General features: G+C 50.1%; 17 protein-coding genes and 1 tRNA gene. 5 read left to right on the forward strand and 13 right to left on the reverse strand.

The features are described from left to right. Positions 1–280 precede the first annotated feature (280 nt). From GW590_RS10495 to GW590_RS10505, 3 genes are all read right to left on the reverse strand, one after another. Positions 281–2,056, reverse strand: a complete 1,776-nt coding sequence (locus GW590_RS10495) for a penicillin-binding transpeptidase domain-containing protein (RefSeq protein ID WP_169403008.1) — start codon at positions 2,054–2,056, stop codon at positions 281–283. A 112-nt stretch (positions 2,057–2,168) separates the two neighbouring features. Beyond that, a complete protein-coding gene (locus GW590_RS10500; protein WP_169403311.1) occupies positions 2,169–2,411 on the reverse strand; it encodes a DinI family protein in 243 nt (80 codons plus the stop codon). A 124-nt stretch (positions 2,412–2,535) separates the two neighbouring features. Continuing rightward, positions 2,536–2,859 (reverse strand): hypothetical protein, encoded by a 324-nt coding sequence (locus GW590_RS10505; RefSeq protein WP_235955918.1) that lies wholly within the window; start codon positions 2,857–2,859, stop codon positions 2,536–2,538. Positions 2,860–3,033: 174 nt separating this feature from the next. Here GW590_RS10505 and GW590_RS10510 point away from each other — a divergent pair, with 174 nt between their 5' ends. Both GW590_RS10510 and cybB read left to right on the forward strand, forming a co-directional pair. Continuing rightward, the gene (locus GW590_RS10510) at positions 3,034–3,195 is read left to right on the forward strand and encodes a YqaE/Pmp3 family membrane protein (RefSeq protein ID WP_169403010.1); all 162 of its coding nucleotides are present in this window, start codon (positions 3,034–3,036) and stop codon (positions 3,193–3,195) included. 103 nt (positions 3,196–3,298) lie between these two features. Further along, entirely contained in the window at positions 3,299–3,853 is a 555-nt protein-coding gene (cybB, locus tag GW590_RS10515) for a cytochrome b561 (protein ID WP_169403011.1), read from the forward strand. A 34-nt stretch (positions 3,854–3,887) separates the two neighbouring features. Here cybB and GW590_RS10520 read toward each other — a convergent pair whose 3' ends face one another. The 6 genes from GW590_RS10520 to GW590_RS10545 form a co-directional block, all read right to left on the reverse strand. Next, the gene (locus GW590_RS10520; protein ID WP_169403012.1) at positions 3,888–4,712 is read right to left on the reverse strand and encodes an alpha/beta fold hydrolase; all 825 of its coding nucleotides are present in this window, start codon (positions 4,710–4,712) and stop codon (positions 3,888–3,890) included. 729 nt (positions 4,713–5,441) lie between these two features. Beyond that, entirely contained in the window at positions 5,442–6,017 is a 576-nt protein-coding gene (locus tag GW590_RS10525; RefSeq protein ID WP_169403013.1) for a PIN domain-containing protein, read from the reverse strand. Then, positions 6,017–6,478 (reverse strand): helix-turn-helix domain-containing protein, encoded by a 462-nt coding sequence (locus GW590_RS10530; protein ID WP_169403014.1) that lies wholly within the window; start codon positions 6,476–6,478, stop codon positions 6,017–6,019. Before GW590_RS10530 ends, GW590_RS10525 begins: the two co-directional genes overlap by 1 nt. A gap of 411 nt (positions 6,479–6,889) precedes the next feature. Beyond that, a tRNA-Pro gene (locus GW590_RS10535) sits at positions 6,890–6,966 on the reverse strand. A gap of 76 nt (positions 6,967–7,042) precedes the next feature. After that, positions 7,043–8,812, reverse strand: coding sequence for an LPS biosynthesis-modulating metalloenzyme YejM (gene yejM / locus GW590_RS10540; protein WP_169403015.1), 1,770 nt, complete (start codon positions 8,810–8,812; stop codon positions 7,043–7,045). 24 nt (positions 8,813–8,836) lie between these two features. Next, positions 8,837–9,064, reverse strand: a complete 228-nt coding sequence (locus GW590_RS10545; protein ID WP_169403016.1) for a YejL family protein — start codon at positions 9,062–9,064, stop codon at positions 8,837–8,839. Between the two features lie 207 nt (positions 9,065–9,271). Between GW590_RS10545 and yejK the strand changes: the two genes are divergently transcribed. Continuing rightward, positions 9,272–10,282 carry a nucleoid-associated protein YejK gene (gene yejK / locus GW590_RS10550; RefSeq protein ID WP_169403017.1) on the forward strand — a complete coding sequence of 337 codons (1,011 nt, stop codon included), beginning with the start codon at positions 9,272–9,274 and terminating at the stop codon, positions 10,280–10,282. A gap of 209 nt (positions 10,283–10,491) precedes the next feature. Here yejK and rplY read toward each other — a convergent pair whose 3' ends face one another. Next, the gene (gene rplY / locus GW590_RS10555) at positions 10,492–10,776 is read right to left on the reverse strand and encodes a 50S ribosomal protein L25 (RefSeq protein WP_169403018.1); all 285 of its coding nucleotides are present in this window, start codon (positions 10,774–10,776) and stop codon (positions 10,492–10,494) included. 153 nt (positions 10,777–10,929) lie between these two features. Next, on the reverse strand, positions 10,930–12,690 hold the full coding sequence (locus GW590_RS10560) for a DEAD/DEAH box helicase (RefSeq protein WP_211186736.1): 1,761 nt from the start codon (positions 12,688–12,690) through the stop codon (positions 10,930–10,932). A gap of 402 nt (positions 12,691–13,092) precedes the next feature. On the opposite strand from GW590_RS10560, the gene rsuA reads away from it, so the two are divergent. Both rsuA and GW590_RS10570 read left to right on the forward strand, forming a co-directional pair. Beyond that, positions 13,093–13,800, forward strand: coding sequence for a 16S rRNA pseudouridine(516) synthase RsuA (rsuA, locus tag GW590_RS10565; protein WP_169403020.1), 708 nt, complete (start codon positions 13,093–13,095; stop codon positions 13,798–13,800). Positions 13,801–13,877: 77 nt separating this feature from the next. Beyond that, the gene (locus tag GW590_RS10570; protein ID WP_169403021.1) at positions 13,878–15,101 is read left to right on the forward strand and encodes a Bcr/CflA family multidrug efflux MFS transporter; all 1,224 of its coding nucleotides are present in this window, start codon (positions 13,878–13,880) and stop codon (positions 15,099–15,101) included. A gap of 53 nt (positions 15,102–15,154) precedes the next feature. Here the strand turns inward: GW590_RS10570 and GW590_RS10575 are convergent, their stop codons facing one another. Further along, positions 15,155–16,522 carry an MFS transporter gene (locus GW590_RS10575; RefSeq protein ID WP_169403022.1) on the reverse strand — a complete coding sequence of 456 codons (1,368 nt, stop codon included), beginning with the start codon at positions 16,520–16,522 and terminating at the stop codon, positions 15,155–15,157. 234 nt (positions 16,523–16,756) lie between these two features. Further along, on the reverse strand, positions 16,757–17,740 hold the full coding sequence (locus GW590_RS10580) for a LacI family DNA-binding transcriptional regulator (RefSeq protein WP_169403023.1): 984 nt from the start codon (positions 17,738–17,740) through the stop codon (positions 16,757–16,759). Between the last annotated feature and the right edge of the window lie 207 nt (positions 17,741–17,947).

The raw sequence follows: 17,947 nt of genomic DNA on the forward strand, positions 1-17,947 counted from the left end.
TCCTCGCGCCTTGTGGTGTCATCAGTAGCTTAATTCCAGGGACTGGTTCCGTGCATATTCAAGGCAATAACCGCAACACAAACCGCGATAAAAACTACCAGAACAATAAACAGCCGTTTCATAGTGTCAGACACTTTCACTCAATGGCAAACAGAGTGGAAAGAAATCCTGTTTGCCAACACAAAATCCAGGGTGATGGCATAAAAGCCCGGCATAACTGCTTTGCCGCTTTCCTGCAACTTTTACGTCTTCCCGCAGTTACCGTCTTCAGGTTGCCGGTTTACTGCTCGCGTTCGTTTTTCTCTTTCGGGGCCAGGATAACCGCTTTGCCGCTGGAGATAATGGTTGGCGGCACGGTTTCCGGGACCAGCGCATCAGGCGCTATATTCATATGGTTTAAAACCTGCCCCATGATATCACCAAATACCGGTCCGGCAACTGAACCACCAAAGTGTTTACCGGCCTGAGGGTTGTTGACCATGACTACCAGCGCAACACGAGGGTTACTCGCCGGAGCCACCCCAGCGGTATAGTTGATATAGCCACCGTCATATTTGCCGGAGGGGCCCATTTTTTCTGCGGTACCGGTTTTGATCGCCAGACGATAACCCGGCACTGCCGCACTCAGACCACTGCCGCCCGGTAAGGCGTCACTTTCCATCATATGAACCACGGTTTCTACCACGTTTTTATCCATGATGCGTTTGCCAATCACCGGTGGCGTAACTTTGGTAATCGACAGCGGGCGATAAATACCAAAAGAACCAATGGTGGCGTATTCGCGGGCAATTTGCAGCGGGGTGACACGCAACCCGTAGCCAAAGGAGAAGGTGGCGCGTTCAATATCGGCCCAGCGTTCACGATGCAGCGGGAAATAGCCGCCGCTTTCACCGCCAATGCCCAGATCGGTCGGTTTGCCTAAACCAAACGCCTGATATTGATTGACCAGCACTTGCGCCGGCATCGCCAGCGCAATATGGGAAACGCCGATATCGCTGGATTTTTGCAATACGCCGGTAATGGTCAGCGCTGGCCAGTGGCCAACGTCACGGATCAAGTGTCCGTTTACCGAGTAAGGTCGGGTGTCGAGCACAGTATCGGGACGTATTAGCCGATGTTCGAGTCCGGACATCACCACCAGCGGTTTTACCGTCGAACCGGGTTCGAAACTGTCGCTGATCGCCACGTTACGCATATCTTTAATATTAACGCCGGCGTAATTATTCGGATTAAAAGAGGGGAAGGAAGCCATTCCGAGGATTTCCCCGGTGTTGACATCAACCATCACCGCGGCACCAGAGTCAGCCTGGTTGAGCATCACCCCTTTTCTTAATGATGCGTACATTACATATTGAATATAGCTGTCAATACTGAGATTGACCGTTGGCGGCTGTTGCGGCGGAATATCTTTTAAAATACCGATGACCTTGCCCTGACCATCCTGACGATACTCACGCAGTCCCGGTTTGCCTTCCAACAGGCTATTAAAGCCACGTTCTATACCGGTAAGCCCCTCATTATCAGTGCCGACGATGCCCACCAGGTTAGCCGAGGCTTCACTCATCGGGTAATAGCGGCTGTCATCATGTTGCAAGGTAATGCCGCCAAGGTGCAGTTCACCGATATCTTTAGCAATACCTTGTTCGATTTTTCTGCCCAAAAAGACAAAGCGTCGTTTCGGATCGCTGGTGATGATCTGTTGCAGCTGGGAAAGTGGCATATTTAAGGCGGAAGCCAGATATTGCCATTTAGGACTGTTTAAGTCGCTATGGAGTTGTTCAATACGGAAAGGGTCGGCAATAATATCTTTTGACGCTACGCTCAGAGCCAGCGGGTGCCCGTTGCGATCGGCAATGGTACCGCGACCGGCTGGAATAATCTGCGTGCGCAGTGAGCGCTGGTCGGCCTGACGCTCTAACATCGGGCGGTTAAGCAACTGCAAATAGCCAACCCGCCCCAGCAGCAGCACCATGCAGCAGACGATGCCCAGACAAATCAACGCAAAACGTTTTGAATAAAAATGCGGTTGAGCGTGGTTTTTCTTAGGTGTAGGCATCTATTGCTTCGCAAGGTCATTGATAAATTTTTATTTTCTTGCGCTATCTTATAATAAGCCGTAGCAGTGATATGTTTATTTCAGTTGCGCTTTGTAACTAAATAAGTATTGATCACTCCACGGAGAGCCACTGGTCCGCTTCGTCAAACATTTCTTCAAGCATTTGATTCAACTGTGACTTCTCTTGCTTGCTGGCACCGTGGGTGCTTAGTCCATTGGCCTGCATCGCTTTGACTTTGATCTCGGCATCCGGAAACATTCGGTGGACCCGTTTGGTTAACTCCTGGGTGATTTTTTCACTTGCGTCAGGGATAGCCGCAACGTTCCTTTTGTCATAACTCAGTTCTACCCGCATAACCTGCTCTCTACTGTTAATCATGTTATCTGAAGAATGAAGACTATTGCCTGACAATGGCTGGATAAATATACAGTTAAATCAGCAGTGGGCCAAGCTATTATTGAGATATTTTAGCCGTTGATTAGCGTGCATCCGGTTTTTTTGACAGCAGGATCAGCCGACGTGCCGCCATAACAATAAAACCGATGAGGGCGGCAGAGATACCGATGCGGATGACCAGACCCGCCAATCCTAACGCCGCAGGCATTTCCCCTGACAGGTTGCCCACAGGCAGTGTCGGCTGTTCAGGAAAGGCGAGAAAATAAATTACTGCCAGACTGCCGAGGCCAATTAGCAGGCTGCAAAATAGCCAATAAAGGCGCTTCAATCCCTTGGTGCGCAGGGTGATATTCAGCGTGGCCACAAACAGGCCCACGATAAAAATGATCACTGCGATAAGCATCATGACATCCCATTGCATAAATTTTTTCTCCCATTCACTGTGTAGTGACAATCACCATCATGTTAAGAATATTAATCTGTGGGCGGATATCAGGCAATCAATAAACCAGAGAACTCTCATTGATGAGTTGATTTAATTTCGCTAAATTTGAATATTATTAATGAAAAGGAGAGCATCATGGGTTTTTGGCGAGTGATATTGACCATAATTATGCCGCCGCTGGGCGTATTAATCGGCAAAGGATTGGGTTGGGCGTTTATTATTAATATTATTTTAACGCTCTGCGGTTATTTGCCAGGGCTTATTCACGGTTTCTGGGTACAAACCAGGAATGCCTGATTTTTTCCCCCTAAGTCATGGATCCTCGGCCAGGGGGCTATCTTAATGTCCGCTTAAGGTCACCGCGTTACTCTGCTTTTAGTGTTAATAGCGAGCGACCTTGATGCGTACAAAATTTACCCCAATACAGATAGCGATACACTGGACGGTCTTTCTTATTTTGGCGGCAACCTATGCCACCATTGAGCTGAAAGGATTTGTGCCTAAGTCTCTCCCCCTGCATCAACTCTTGACCTTGCTGCACTTTTCGTTTGGTTTCTGTGTGCTGGCCTTGATGTGTCTACGGATTTTTGTGCGCTTGATGTACGTTACCCCAGGCATTGTGCCCAAGCCACCACAGTGGCAACACCTGCTGGCGCTGCTTACTCACCTGATTATTTATATAATGTTTATCAGCATACCAATTCTTGGTATCCTGTCTTTATATTTTAAAGGCGTTGAGTGGACCCTTTTCTCGTTAAAAATGCCCATTACTATCGCTCCCGATCTGGCATTCTCCAGACAGCTAAAATCTATTCATGAATTTATTGCCAATGCGGGCTATTATTTAATTGGGCTACATGCTGCGGCAGCATTATTCCACCATTATATTGCCCATGATAATACGCTGCTACGCATGATGCCGGGACGTAAATCGGCAGGGGGAAATAACCATTAAAGCCCCCTCGTCACAAAAACCGAGGGGGAAACGATCAATAGAGGGTTTTAATAAACGCCAGCAGATCGTTATTTAACTGATCCTGGTGGGTCTGCGCAAAGCCATGAGGTGCCCCTTCATAGGTTTTTAATTGCGCATTGGCAATCATACCGGCTGCCAGCTTACCGGTAGCCTCAAAAGGCACTATCTGGTCCTTGGTGCCGTGGATCACCAGTGTAGGCACATCGATTTTTGCCATATCACCACGGAAATCTGTTTCCGAGAAAGCCGTAACACAGTCAAGGGTTGCCTTTAATGATGCCAGCAGCGCAATATTCAAGGTTTGGCTCAATACGCCAGCGGAGACGGTCATACCCTGATTGATGCCATAAAACGGCGTCGCAAAGTCGCTGATAAACTGTGCACGATCTTTGCGCAAGCCGTCTTTAATACCATCAAACACAGATTTTTCAACGCCCTGCGGATGATCGTCTGTTTTGATAAATATCGGTGTCACAGCCCCTAACAATACCAGACCGCTGACTCGCTCAGTGCCGTAACGACCGATATAGCGCGAAACATCACCGCCGCCCATAGAAAAACCGACCAAAGTGATCTCGTCGAGATCAAGGTGCGCAATCAGACCGTGCAGGTCTTCGGCAAAGGTATCGTAATCATAGCCCTGCCAGGGTTGGTCTGAGCGGCCAAAGCCTCGGCGATCAAAAGCAATTACCCGGTAGCCGCGTTCAGCCAGAAAATTCATCTGACTGTCCCACATATCGGCATCCAGCGGCCAGCCGTGACTAAATAGAATAGGTTTACCTGTACCCCAGTCTTTGTAATAGATTTGGGTTCCGTCTTGCGATGTGAATGTGCTCATGATGATCCCTTATTTGCTTGTGATTGTTGATGTATTTGTCGTCTTGCAATTACATTAACTCGCATAAAAAAATAATGATAAGGCAACATTTTTGACGACTTGTTTAATAATTTTTATCAGAACAGCAGCGTTGCCGAGGGTAACAACAGAGGTGATCAACATTATAGCTGCTTTGCGCGAGACCGGGTTTGCAGCACAGATTGCGGCTGACGGGAGCAGGGCAGTGCTTGGAGATGGCAGAGTTGCGGTGATTGATACTGCCCCATGTAGCGGGCGTCGAGGTGATACGGATGATCATAACCCATAAAAAAAGGCCCGAGGGTGGTCGGGCTTAAGAGGGTGTATTTGTTGCTTTATGGTTTTACTGATACTAACGATTTGCATAGTTTAGTGGCCGTGGATTGCCAAGAGTTCCTTACCGGGGGGCATTTTTTTCCTGGTATACGTCAATTCTGACAGGCTCGCTGTGGGAATTTATCCTGCGGGTTAAAATCGCCAGCATGAGTGATTGCCAGCGACTAAAACAGGTACGAGTAGGTGTAATGAGTTTGATGATAAAGTGGTCTTGATGATCGAAATACACAGCAATAGCGACCCAAGGGCGCTCCAGCGGGCAAGCCAGAAGCCGGTTATTCCTGGTTATGACTGGATCACATTCGGGGTCAGGGTCATTTAATGAATATTTTCAGTTGAAACAGTTGCCAGTAGACGAAGCTGCCACCAAGCTGACTAAATAAGGACGCGGAATTTACTCAATTCTTTGATCGTTTGTGGTAAACCTTGGCGGAGTAGCGCATCAAGATATTCTTCCACCGATTTCGGCGGCTTTCTCATATTGTGACGTTGTTTATTTACCGCAGCCACAACAAGTGCCTGATTCAAATCGAACAGATCAGTAATAAAATCATCTGGATGCACTGCTTCAATGCTGAAATTATCCAGATATTGCTGTGGAAAATCTTTTAAGTTGAACGTAACAATAATTTCAGCATCGCTGCAAATTGCTGCAGCAACAACGTGCCTGTCATCAACATCAGGAAGATCCATACTGGCAACGAGCGGCTCGAAACCTGTAACCATTGCATCAGGCAATGCCCGATTCATAAGCTCCCCAGTATGCCTGATTTGGTCAGAATCTAAGTCAGGTCGATCTTTAATCAAATTACGCTGCCATTCGTCTTCTATCATGGCCGACCATTTCGGTTGATACAGTCCGGTCAGTCCCAGATACATCAATAAATCCCGTAGTAAGGATGGATAGAGTACGCAAGCATCTAATACTACGGGATAAGGTGAGTGAGCCATCAGTAAAATCCAAGCTCCTGGCTATGATCTGCCAATTCTTGCATTGCTTTGTGGCTTTCGCTATATCGCTGATCCTTGTACCTCATTAAATCTGCGAAAAGCACGCGGCGATGGCGACCTGTTTTGTGAAAAGGTAGCTTCCCATCTTCCAGTAGTTTCACCATGTGAGGGCGAGAAACATTCAGAATGTTGGCAGCTTCCTGTGTTGTTAATTCAGCATGCACAGGAACAACTTGAACCGCGTTACCGACGGCCAGTTCCCCTAAAATTGACATAAGTAGCGTCAATGAAGACGTTGGCAGCTCAATCTGCCGAGGGTTGTTATCTGAGTCCTGAATCGAAATTTTTTGTGTTTCCATTTTAGTGGAGAGATAGGCAGCAAGCTCCCTTTGTCCACGTACAGCTGCCTCAATCTCCCTTTGAACCGGAAGGCTCAGGCTATTAAGAATTGAGTTTGTCATTTGAGTATCCAATGTTTAGGTTCAGTTTCTGAGTTCTAGTTTTACGATTTAGTGTAGGCTGCAGCTGTTGAATGCATATTAGTCAAAACAAATATCAAATGCAATAAACGAAACAAACGAAGCAAGCGAAAATAAATTTAGACGGAAGGGGTCACAGGTACGATATGCAAGCAGTGTTCCTCAATGTCAGGACAGTTGGCACCCCATCAAAAACACTAATGGCAAGATGGGAACAAACTGTTAAGCAGGGGGAGATATTAGCCAGCCTGACTGGCCAGTGGTGCCGGAGATACAGTAAATATACGGCTCTAAAGCAGGTGTGGTTTGATTGTTTTCGATCGATGTTTTTACACCAGCCAAATTCCAGGCATAAAAAACCAACCGCAAAGGGTTGGTTTTTAAGGGAATGTTTGGTCGGCATGAGAGGATTCGAACCTCCGACCCCCGACACCCCATGACGGTGCGCTACCAAGCTGCGCTACATGCCGACGCTGTAACGACAGTCTACTCATCCGCGTTTTGAAAGCAATACCCCGGGCGAACGACTGCTTTACTTTTAAGCAGTTAGTTGGCGACAAACCGTTTTTGGTTGGTCAGCACCTGCAATAGCAGACCCAGTTCCGGCTTCTGATCTATTAACTCATTACCCTTGCTGTCGTAGGCGCGGTAGTTGCCATTATTGTCCAGACGAATAGTTTGCGTTGGCGTGGTGACTGCCAGTGCGCCATCGCTGCTGCTGGCTACCCAGTTGTTAGTGCGACGCGACGCAAACAGATCTTCGCCCTGCGAGTAATCGGCAGGCGCAGTGCTGACATGCAGCAGGCGTTGCATCAGTGTCGTCATTACGTCTTCATGGGAGGTGAGTTTATTTACCGTCTGCGCCGGCGTTCCCGGCCAATGGATCACCAGCGGTACTTGCAGTTGACTGGCATCCATCTGTTTCTGATCCGCGTCAAGGTTGATGCCTTTCGACCCGGTGATCACCACCACGGTATTATCGAGCATACCTTTATCCTGCAGTTTTTTTAATACCTCGGCGATTTGGTTATCTACGTCGGCGGCACCTTGCTGGTAGCGACGTAGCACCGTTGCCTGCGGTGGACGTTTGGCGTCATTTGCCGCGAGTGCAATATCCGAGGTGTCATTAAAACTGAGATAAGAGAACCATGGACGGGTGTTGCGCGCATTGAGCCACTGTTCCCACTGCTGAGTGGTCTGCTGGTCAGTTTGACGCACGGCAGGGGGCAGTGAGAAGTCAGACAGCAAGGCCTGGCGATATAACGGGCTGTTAAATCCATCGGAAGCAAACAGACCAAACTCGTAGTTTTGCTGCGCCAGCGCGTTCATTAACGCCGAAGGTTTGCGCGAGGTAATAATGCCTTCGAGATAGCTCGGCGAGATACCATAAAACAGGCCAAATAAGCCGGTATCGTCCTGATTGCCCGAACTGTAGTGATGGGCAAAATTGACATTGCTGCTGGCGAAACGGCTCAACTGCGGCATGTCTTTGGCCACAGAACGGGCATTGAGACCATTCACCACAATCATCAACAAATTATAATGGCTGCCGTTATCGCGAAAGCTAATGCTGTTAAGCGGATATTCTACGGAAATAGCTTCCGGGTCACCTTGCTCAATCAGCCGCTGTTGATACGCCTGGGCATCAAGCAAGCCATGCTTTTCAAGGAATTTACGCGCGGTCATCGGATACGACAGCGGCAGATTGGCGCGTTGCATGGTGATCGGGCGATAAAAATTGGCGTCTGCCCAGATATACATCAGATGCGAGGCAAAGAAACAGCAGATAAACAGGATCACCATCGGCTTGGCAAAACTGCGGCGGTTAAGGCTGCGCAATTTCTGCCAGGCCCAGGTCCCCACCAGCATCTCGATAAGAAAAATTATCGGCACGCTGATAAACATCAACTGCCAATCCCGCGCCAACTCTGCCTGACCGGGGTTAACCACCAGTTCCCATACCACCGGGTTGATATGCAGGTGGAAGCGGGTAAAGACCTCGCTATCCACCAGCAGCAGTGTCAGTCCGGCGGTAGCCAGAATCGCTGACAGGAAGCGCAGTAACCGTTGTGACATCACCACAAAGGTCAGCGGGAAAAGGATCAGTAAATAAACGGCAAAACCAATAAAGCTGAAATGACCCAGCCAGCTGACCAGCGAGTAGATGCGTCCTTCCAATGAGGACGGCCAGTCAGAAACAAAGAGATAACGGCTGCCGAGTCCAAGACTAAGCAGAATATTAAATAAAGCGAACCAGTGTCCCCAGCTAACCATCTGGGATACTTTTTCGCGATAGCGTTGGCTATTCGTCACCATAAAAAGGTCTGGCAAAATAATAAATTAATGGGCTTTGTCTTCTCTTACAGATGCTTGCAGGGCATCAGCAAACGAGCGTGCCAGTACTTTTCGCTGAGCAGGCGCGACGCTGGTATTGATCAGATTGGTCACCATATTGCCGAGGACCATTAACGACAGGTCAGTCGGGGTGCGGTGTTTTTCCAGAACGATGGCCAGCTCTGACAGAAGTTGTTCAACGTGTTCGTCACTGTAACGGGATGATTGCGGCATAGATTAATGTGCTCAAAGCTTTACAAAGTCCAATATCTTAACTTATCACGGCATGAGTTTCCGCATTTTTATAACGCTATTAGTGCGGGGATATTGTTTAGCCTTGTTAATGCAGGTTTCTGTGGCAGGGTTATGGCTTGCAGCTCGTCGTCTTCGGTGTTTGAATACGCGCGCAGGGGAAAACCCACATGAACAGGAGAAAGTCACATGAGTCTGGATCTCGAGCAGATTGCTCTACACCAGTTGAACAAACGCGACGAGCAGACGCTGGACGTTGTGCTGCGCGATACCCTTTTGACCCCCAACGCGGCGGTTGAAGAGATGATGGCCGAGCTGCATCGGGTATACAGTGCCAAAAGCAAAGCCTATGGCCTGTTCAACGAAGAGAGCGAGCTGGCCGCGGCGTTGCGCAGTTGTCGTAAAGGCGATGATGATTTTCTCGGCTTTAGCCGCGCGGCCACCGGGCGTTTGCGCGACGAGCTGGCGAAATATCCCTTTGCCGAGGGTGGGGTGGTGCTGTTTTGCCATTACCGTTTTCTGGCCGTGGAATATTTACTGATTGCGGTATTAACCAGTCGCAGCAGCATGCGCGTTAACGAGCAGTTGGACGTCAGTACTATCCGCTATCTGGATATCAATCATGCCGATATTGTGGCACGTATTGATTTGACCGAATGGGAAACCAATCCGCAGTCAACCCGCTACCTGACGTTTCTCAAGGGACGCGTCGGACGTAAAGTCTCCGATTTCTTTATGGATTTCCTGGCCGCGTCGGAAGGCCTGGATACCAAGGCGCAAAACCGCGGTCTGCTGCAGGCGGTAGATGACTACTGCGCCGAAGCTCAGTTGGATAAAAACGAGCGTCAAAACTATCGTCAGCAGGTTTACACCTATTGCAACGATCAACTGCAAGCTGGCGAAGAAATTGCCCTGCAAGAGTTGTCGCAGGAGCTGCCGCCATGGGGGGACAAGGATTTCCGTCAGTTTTCTACCGAGCAGGGTTATCAACTGGAAGAGAGCTTTCCGGCGGATCGCAGCACTTTACGCCAGTTAACCAAGTTCGCTGGCAGCGGTGGTGGGGTGAGCATCAATTTTGATGCCTTACTGCTGGGGGAACGTATTTTCTGGGATCCGGCAACGGATACGCTGACCATTAAAGGTACGCCGCCTAATTTGCGCGACCAATTGCAGCGCCGTTCCGGCAGTGGCAACCAGTAAATAACAGACATAAAAAACGCCGCAATTGCGGCGTTTTTTATTGTTCTCGCTTAGGCGTCCCTATGCGTATCTTTACCCTTTGTCTTACCGGTGGCAGCGGCGTTATCTGTTTGACCTCCTCCATTGGCTGACTTGCGTCAGTATCTGGCGGCGTCGTTCAGTTAGCGCGTGACTGCTGCTGGCCAGTCATTGGGCAGACCCGTTGGCGATTAAACGCGAACGAAGTCGATATGAGCCAGTTTTGGCTTGAACGGGTGACGCTGTACAGCTTGAACTTTAACTTTGGTTTCTTTACCGTCGATAACCAAAATGATTGCTTCGCTGTAAAATTCCGCTTTCAGTTCCAGGTTCTTAACTGGATCATGATCTAACTCGATAGAGATAGGTTCAGCAGAGCCACCGTAAACGATAGCTGGGAATTTGTTTGCTGCGCGCAGGCGGCGGCTCGCACCCTTACCCTGCGCAGTACGTACTGCTACTTTAATAGTAAACATTATGTTTTTTCTCTTAATAAGAAAATTAACCCCATTACAGGCGACCCAGCAACAGGTTGGATAGTTCTTGGCTTCACACAAGGCGAAAGCGCGCGGTATGTTACCGAAGTATCGCCCTGGCAGCAATGATTAATGCCGGAAAATGCGCCGCTTTTAGCCGCGCAACTCATAGGCGCGGCGGAAACGTCCCTGATAATCGAAGATTTTTTCCCGTATTTGCCAGAATTTGCCTTTCATACGGGCGACGACAAAATCGGGATGGCGCAATAACCCCTGTTGCGCCAGGATATCGGCGGCCGTTTGCCACACCAGTGGGATCCCCGGTGCGCGCTGATGCGGGTGCATAAAACTATGCAAAAAGGCGGTGCGCTGAGCGGCGGTGTGCAGACGATAACGTTCGCTGACGCTGGCACCGTCTTCATCGTAATAGGTAATTTTCAACCACTCGCCTTTTTCATCTTTGCCGGCCTGCAGATCCATCCCACCGCAGCGCAGTACCAGCGCATCTTTCAGCCGTTGGGCAGCTTTAAGCATATCGTCCGGGTCGACCAGAATCTCCTGGCACTGCTGACAGCGCCTGGCGGCAATATCATTTTCCGCTCCGCAGTGCGGACAGCTTTTAAACCGGAAGCGATAGTCGCACTGCTGGCGATTGTCCTCGTCATCTTCCAGTATCCCCTGGCAGCGACGGCCAAAGTGTTCAATCACTGTGCCGTCGTCGCTGGTTTTGCCCCAGAAAATATTGGCAAAACCGCAGGACGGACAAAATACCTGCACCGGCTGATTGTCCCCTGCCGGTTTATGACTGCCCACTTCCGGCGTAAACAGGTCATGGGGGTTACCGGCATAATCGAGGATCAGACAGTCGGTTTTTCCGGGGGAAAGGCGCAGACCACGACCGACAATTTGCTGATACAGGCTCACCGATTCGGTGGGGCGTAAAATGGCAATCAGATCGACATGTGGGGCATCAAAACCGGTGGTTAACACCGAGACATTTACCAGATAACGCAGTTGCTGCTGCTTAAAGGCGTCGATCAATCGGTCACGTTCGGCGGCGGAGGTCTGGGCACTGACCAGGGCGGCTTCTCCTGCTGGCAGCAGACGAAATATTTCCCCCGCGTGCTCCACAGTAGAAGAAAAAATCATCACCCCTTTACGATCTTTGGCAAAATCAATAATCTGCCTGACGATATGCGGAGTAATACGCGCCTGCTGGCGCAGTTCAGCGTTAAGATCGGCCTCGGCAAACAGGCCGTTGCTGTTGGGTTGCAGGCGACTAAAATCGTACTGCACCACTGGCATATCCAGACGCTGCGGCGGCACCAGAAACTGATGCTTGATCATATAGCGCAGCGGCAATTCATAAATACAGTCACGAAACAGACTGTTTTCAACACCGCGCACCATGCCCTGATAGTGATACTGATAGATCCAGCCTTTGCCGAGACGATAGGGGGTAGCGGTCAGCCCCAGCAGCCGCAGGCGCGGATTTTGTTGGCGCAGATGGTTAATGATCTGTTGATACTGGCTATTGTCATCGTCGCTGATGCGGTGACACTCATCAATAATCAACAGAGAAAAGGCGCTATCAAACTGGTCGAGATTGGGCGCCACCGACTGCACGCTGCCAAACACCACTTTTCCCTGACTCTGCTTAAGGTGCAAACCGGCGGCATAAATATCGGCCTGCAAGCCATAAGAGAGATATTTGCCATGGTTTTGCGAGACCAGCTCTTTTACATGGGCCAAAACCAGTACGCGACCGCGCGCTACCCGTGCCAATTCGGCTATTACCAGGCTTTTTCCCGCGCCGGTCGGCAGCACAATTACCGCCGGGGTATCATGTTGACGAAAATGCTGCAAAGTGGCGTCAACGGCTTCTTGCTGATAGGGGCGCAGTGTAAAGGGCAGTGTTTGCATGACGTACCTGAAAAAATAACTGAAGATGCAGTATGCCAATAATTGCTGCTGAAGGCGACCAGACCTGGGAAGATGCCGAGGATACCGTGCCAATCCTGTTGGTAGCGCGGCGGTATTTTTAGGAAAGCTTTTACAGACAAGGCGGGCAAAGCCCCGCTATAATACGCGCTCTTAAAGGCAGGCAAACTGCCCCCGCAAGGTAATAATCACCGATGGCAATGATTATCTATTGCCAAAATCATTCAAGATCCGGCCAATATTCCTGTGTCTTGAGAGATGACGGAAGACTGAATATGTTTACACCCCGTTGCCGCTGCGTTATGTGGAAGCGGGGTGTTGTGTTTTATCAAAGTGCGACGGTGACCGTTCGCCAGAACAGGCTAAATAGATTCAATGCGATTGGACAAGTTTTTATCTCAGCAGTTGGGCATCAGCCGGGCGCTAATTGTGCGCGAGCTGCGAGCAAAGCGCGTGACCGTAGACGGCGAAGTGGTGAAAAGCGGTTCTCTGAAATTGACCCCGGAACAGCGCGTCGAATTTGATGGCAATGAGTTGCTGCAGATCACCGGGCCACGTTACTTCATGTTGAACAAGCCGCAGGGTTACGTCTGTTCTACCGACGATCCGGATCATCCAACGGTGCTCTATTTCCTCGATGAACCTATTGCCTACAAGTTACATGCCGCCGGTCGTCTGGATATCGACACCACCGGACTGGTACTGATGACCGATGATGGCCAGTGGTCGCACCGCATTACTGCGCCGAAACACCATTGCGAAAAAACCTATCTGGTCACGCTGGAACAGCCATTGGCTGCCGATACCGCAGCGCAGTTTACCGCCGGGGTGCAACTGCATAATGAAGATTCCCTGACTCTGCCTGCCCAACTGGAACAGCTGGAAGACTGCCTGGTGCGTCTGACCATTAGCGAAGGCCGTTATCACCAGGTGAAACGCATGTTTGCCGCCGTGGGTAACCGCGTGGTTGCGCTGCACCGTGAGCGTATTGGCGCGATCATCATGGATGAGGATCTGCAACCGGGCGAATACCGACCATTGACCGAACAGGAAATTGCCAGCGTCGGTATGCCGGGTCGTTAATTCTGTGCTCTGGCATTGTCGCATTTTTGCGTCAGCGCCAGTGACTTAGGCTTTTATTTTTACAGGAGTTACTGAACGTGCAAGAACCCAGGACATCCCACTTCGGACTGATCTTGATTTTGGGATTGGTGTCGATGCTGATGCCGTTGGCTATCGATATGTATCTGCCGAGTATGCCAGTGATCGCCAGGGAGTTTGGCGTTCCCGCCGGCAGTGTGCAGATGACTCTCAGCGCCTACGTGTTGGGTTTTGCTATCGGTCAGCTGTTTTATGGTCCCATGGCCGATAGTCTTGGGCGTAAGCCGGTAATTTTCTGGGGTGTGCTGGTTTTTGCATTGGCAGCGGCGGCCTGTGCCCTGTCAGATTCAGTTCAGCAACTGGTCAATATGCGTTTCTTGCACGGTTTGTCGGCAGCCGCCGCCAGCGTGGTGATCAACGCCCTGATGCGCGATATGTTTACCAAAGACGAGTTCTCGCGAATGATGTCTTTTGTGGTGCTGGTGATGACCGTTGCCCCTTTGCTCGCGCCGATGATTGGCGGCGGTCTGATGCTGATTTTTAGCTGGCACGCCATTTTCTGGGCCATGGCCCTTGCCGCGCTGATTGCCGCCGTGTTGGTGGGCGTGTTTATTAAAGAGACCTTACCCAAAGAGCGCCGGCAGCGTTTTCATATGCGCACCAGTCTGGGGAATTTTGCCAGTCTGTTCCGTCACAAGCGGGTGCTGAGCTATATGCTGGCCAGCGGCTTCTCTTTTGCCGGCATGTTCTCTTTTCTTAGCGCCGGTCCTTTTGTCTACATTGAGCTAAACGGCGTTTCGCCGCAAAATTTTGGTTTCTATTTTGCGCTGAATATTGTTTTCCTGGTGCTGCTGACGGTGATCAACAGCCGCTATGTGCGTCGGGTTGGTGCCGTTAAAATGTTCCGCTTTGGCCTGATGGTGCAACTGGCGATGGGACTCTGGTTGCTGGTTGTCGGTGCCTGCGGATTAGGCTTTTGGGCGCTGGTATTTGGCGTGGCGGGCTATGTTGGTTGTATTGCCATGGTTACCTCGAATGCCATGGCGGTGATTATGGATGATTTCCCGCATATGGCGGGAACCGCGGCCTCGCTGGCCGGGACTATTCGTTTTGGTACCGGTGCGCTGGTGGGATCGCTGTTATCGCTGTTTACCGCGCGCAGTGCCTGGCCCATGGTTGGCTCAATGGCCTTTTGTATTATCGCCGCCGTATTGCTCTATTTATATGCCAGCCGACCGGCGACGATAAAGCGAGAAGCGACGGCATCGGAAGTTGCCAGGTGATCCCTGGCTATTCAGCATGCCAGATGCCGCCGTTCGGCGGCATCTTTTTAGTGCTATAAGCCGGTCCGCGACACGGCCTGATAGACCATCCCGGGGGCTTTATATTTTGCCCGTGCTTTGGCGTAGTGCTCGGCCAGGGCAATGGCTTTAGCGCCCGGTACCAAGGCAATATCGCACTCCTTCGGCAACAGCATGGTGACCAGCGCGGCAATCAGTAACGAGGCGACCAGCGCATAAATCGCCAGACTTTGCCCATACAGACTGACCAACACTCCTACCAAATAGGGTCCACAAAAGCCCCCCAGATTACCCAGTCCATTGATCACCCCGCGGGCACGGCCAGCCACTTCAGGGGTAGTGACTTTGCCTGGAATGGTCCAGAAGGCACTGGTTGCCGCCTGCAAGAAGAAACCGGCACCGACCAGAAAACCATAAGCGGCCATCACATTGCTTTTAAAGGTCACCGAGGCAGCCAGACAGGCGGCAAATCCAACCAGCGGCAACACAATAAACAGACGGCGTTTGCCAGTTTTATCGGAGAAAATCGACATCGCCAAAATCCCCATCATGGTACCGACAAAGGGGATCACCGCCAGCATACCGACCGAGCTCATATTCCCCCCGGTCAGGTTCTTCAGAATTGTCGGCAGCCACAGCGTGTAGCCGTAAATACCTGTCTGATAAAAGAAGTTGATAATAATCAGTTTGATAATCGACTTATTGCGGAATACCTCTTTCAGTGGTGCCGCCTGCACTTTGGCCAGCACCTGCAACGCTTCGCGTTCACGGTTCAGTTCAGTGACCAGATAGTCACGTTCACGGGCAGAGAGCCACTTTGCCTCCTCTGGGCGATCGCTGATGGTAAACCACCAGAACAGCATCACCACTACCGACAGCAAACCTTCAATAATAAACAGCCAGCGCCAGTTAAGGGCATCGAGAATAAAACCGGATAACGGCGCAGTGATCATGCCACCCAGCGGCGCAAACATCAGCACATAGGCATTGGCGCGGCCACGTTCGGCATCCGGGAACCAGTTGCTGACCATGGTTAGCACTACCGGCAACATCCCCCCTTCCGAAACCCCAAGAGCAAAGCGCAAAAACAGTAGCTGGTATTGGTTAGTCACCATACCGGTCAATACTGAGATAATTGCCCAGGCAATCAACGAGCAGGCAATAAATTTTCTGCCGCTGCCGTGAACGGCAATACTGCCACCGGGGACTTGCAGAAACAGATAACCAATAAAGAAAATACCCGCCGCCAGTCCCGCCATTGAGGAGGTGATGCCCAAGGCACTGTCCATACCCCCAGGCATGGCGAAGCTGATATTTACCCTGTCCATAAAAGACATAATGCAGGCGATTAATATGGGAGTAATTACGCGTAACCAGCGGGCTTTAGGTATTTTATTATCCATGGGTACACCTCATATGGGCACAATGATTATTTTAAATAGAGCGAATAACCTTATATTTCGGATGGGATTAATAAAGATTGAAACTTAATTAACTTGATCCGGCGATGCTTAATAAAAGCATTTCTACCATTATATTTCGTGATACAAGTCACGTTAGATCATGTTAAAAAAGGATGTTACTGCTTACGTGATCCTGCCCGCATGCCAGCCAGGCCGGATATTAGCGAGGGGAATTTAGATTGTGCCGCCGAGGGAGAGTCGATAATGCAGGTCAACGTTTTCAATTGTTGGAAGTTTATTTATTTTCTTTAGCATAATTTCCGCCGCCACTTTACCTATTTCAAAACGTGGCGTAATGACACTGGCAAGCGCCGGGGTAGTCGCCAAACCAATATCCAGGCCATGGAAGCCTGAAATAGCCATCTCTTGCGGAACCTGAATACCCAATTTAATACATTCCTGTAAAACGCCTACGGCAATATCATCATTAGTGCAAAGTACGGCATTAATTTGCGGAAAAAGCTGCCGAGCCAGGGTGAGCATTCCGCCGCCAATCGATACCGAGGAAACTTTATTTGGCGTAATATGTTGCGGTGTAAGCTGATTGTTTTCCATCGCTTTACTGTAACCGGCATAGCGTTTCATATCGCGCGCGTCAGACATGGAACCAAAATAGACCACCTGCTGCTTGCCGCTGGCGATTAATGCCGATGCCATATCGTATCCGGCCTGAAAATTGTCAAAACCGACGGCAATACGCCCCTGAACAGCGTCAATATCCATAACCTGAGCAATGGGAATATCGGCAGCATTAAGATATTTATCGGCTTTGAGGGTATGCACCGACTCGGTGAGGATCAGCCCCGCCAGCCGATAACTCAGCAGATTGATGATATGTTCTTCTTCGCGCTCTTTGCTGTAATCATAATTGACCACCAGCGTCTGGTAACCTTGTTGCGAGGTGACTGATTCAATGCCTGCCAGCAAATCCGAGAAAATCTGATTGTTAAAAGAGGGCACCAGAATGCCGATCTTTTTGCTTTGATTCTGCTTTTCAACTTCTTCCAGCGGAAAACCGACTTCTTGCATCACCCTGGTAATGCGTTCGCGGGTTTCCGGCGAGACTTTTTCCGGTGTACGCAGAAAGCGGCTGACAGTCATTTTGGTGACGTCGGCGAGTAACGCGATATCTTGCAGGGTGACGCGTTGGTTTCTCATCCGGGAGTCCTGGGCAAGTCAAAGGGCGATGAAGGGGAATACCGTTTATGTTAGCAAAATGATATGCCGTTAACAACGCACGATGGTAAAGCAAAAAACTTTTATTTTCATAAAGATGACACCTTTTGTGCGCAATGTATCTGCGCGGTACCGGTAAAAATTTGTCTTAGCGGGCCAGGCAGGACGACTGAGATCACGCTTGCGGTA

Source organism: Rouxiella aceris, assembly GCF_012933545.1.
GTDB lineage: Bacteria > Pseudomonadota > Gammaproteobacteria > Enterobacterales > Enterobacteriaceae > Rouxiella > Rouxiella aceris.

What these genes read in the sequence shown, in the direction of transcription:
- GW590_RS10495 (WP_169403008.1), bottom strand. Translation starts at nt 2,056, where the DNA reads ATGCCTACACCTAAGAAAAACCACGCTCAACCGCATTTTTATTCAAAA.
- GW590_RS10500 (WP_169403311.1), bottom strand. Translation starts at nt 2,411, where the DNA reads ATGCGGGTAGAACTGAGTTATGACAAAAGGAACGTTGCGGCTATCCCT.
- GW590_RS10505 (WP_235955918.1), bottom strand. Translation starts at nt 2,859, where the DNA reads ATGATGCTTATCGCAGTGATCATTTTTATCGTGGGCCTGTTTGTGGCC.
- GW590_RS10510 (WP_169403010.1), top strand. Translation starts at nt 3,034, where the DNA reads ATGGGTTTTTGGCGAGTGATATTGACCATAATTATGCCGCCGCTGGGC.
- cybB (WP_169403011.1), top strand. Translation starts at nt 3,299, where the DNA reads ATGCGTACAAAATTTACCCCAATACAGATAGCGATACACTGGACGGTC.
- GW590_RS10520 (WP_169403012.1), bottom strand. Translation starts at nt 4,712, where the DNA reads ATGAGCACATTCACATCGCAAGACGGAACCCAAATCTATTACAAAGAC.
- GW590_RS10525 (WP_169403013.1), bottom strand. Translation starts at nt 6,017, where the DNA reads ATGGCTCACTCACCTTATCCCGTAGTATTAGATGCTTGCGTACTCTAT.
- GW590_RS10530 (WP_169403014.1), bottom strand. Translation starts at nt 6,478, where the DNA reads ATGACAAACTCAATTCTTAATAGCCTGAGCCTTCCGGTTCAAAGGGAG.
- yejM (WP_169403015.1), bottom strand. Translation starts at nt 8,812, where the DNA reads ATGGTGACGAATAGCCAACGCTATCGCGAAAAAGTATCCCAGATGGTT.
- GW590_RS10545 (WP_169403016.1), bottom strand. Translation starts at nt 9,064, where the DNA reads ATGCCGCAATCATCCCGTTACAGTGACGAACACGTTGAACAACTTCTG.
- yejK (WP_169403017.1), top strand. Translation starts at nt 9,272, where the DNA reads ATGAGTCTGGATCTCGAGCAGATTGCTCTACACCAGTTGAACAAACGC.
- rplY (WP_169403018.1), bottom strand. Translation starts at nt 10,776, where the DNA reads ATGTTTACTATTAAAGTAGCAGTACGTACTGCGCAGGGTAAGGGTGCG.
- rsuA (WP_169403020.1), top strand. Translation starts at nt 13,093, where the DNA reads ATGCGATTGGACAAGTTTTTATCTCAGCAGTTGGGCATCAGCCGGGCG.
- GW590_RS10575 (WP_169403022.1), bottom strand. Translation starts at nt 16,522, where the DNA reads ATGGATAATAAAATACCTAAAGCCCGCTGGTTACGCGTAATTACTCCC.
- GW590_RS10580 (WP_169403023.1), bottom strand. Translation starts at nt 17,740, where the DNA reads ATGAGAAACCAACGCGTCACCCTGCAAGATATCGCGTTACTCGCCGAC.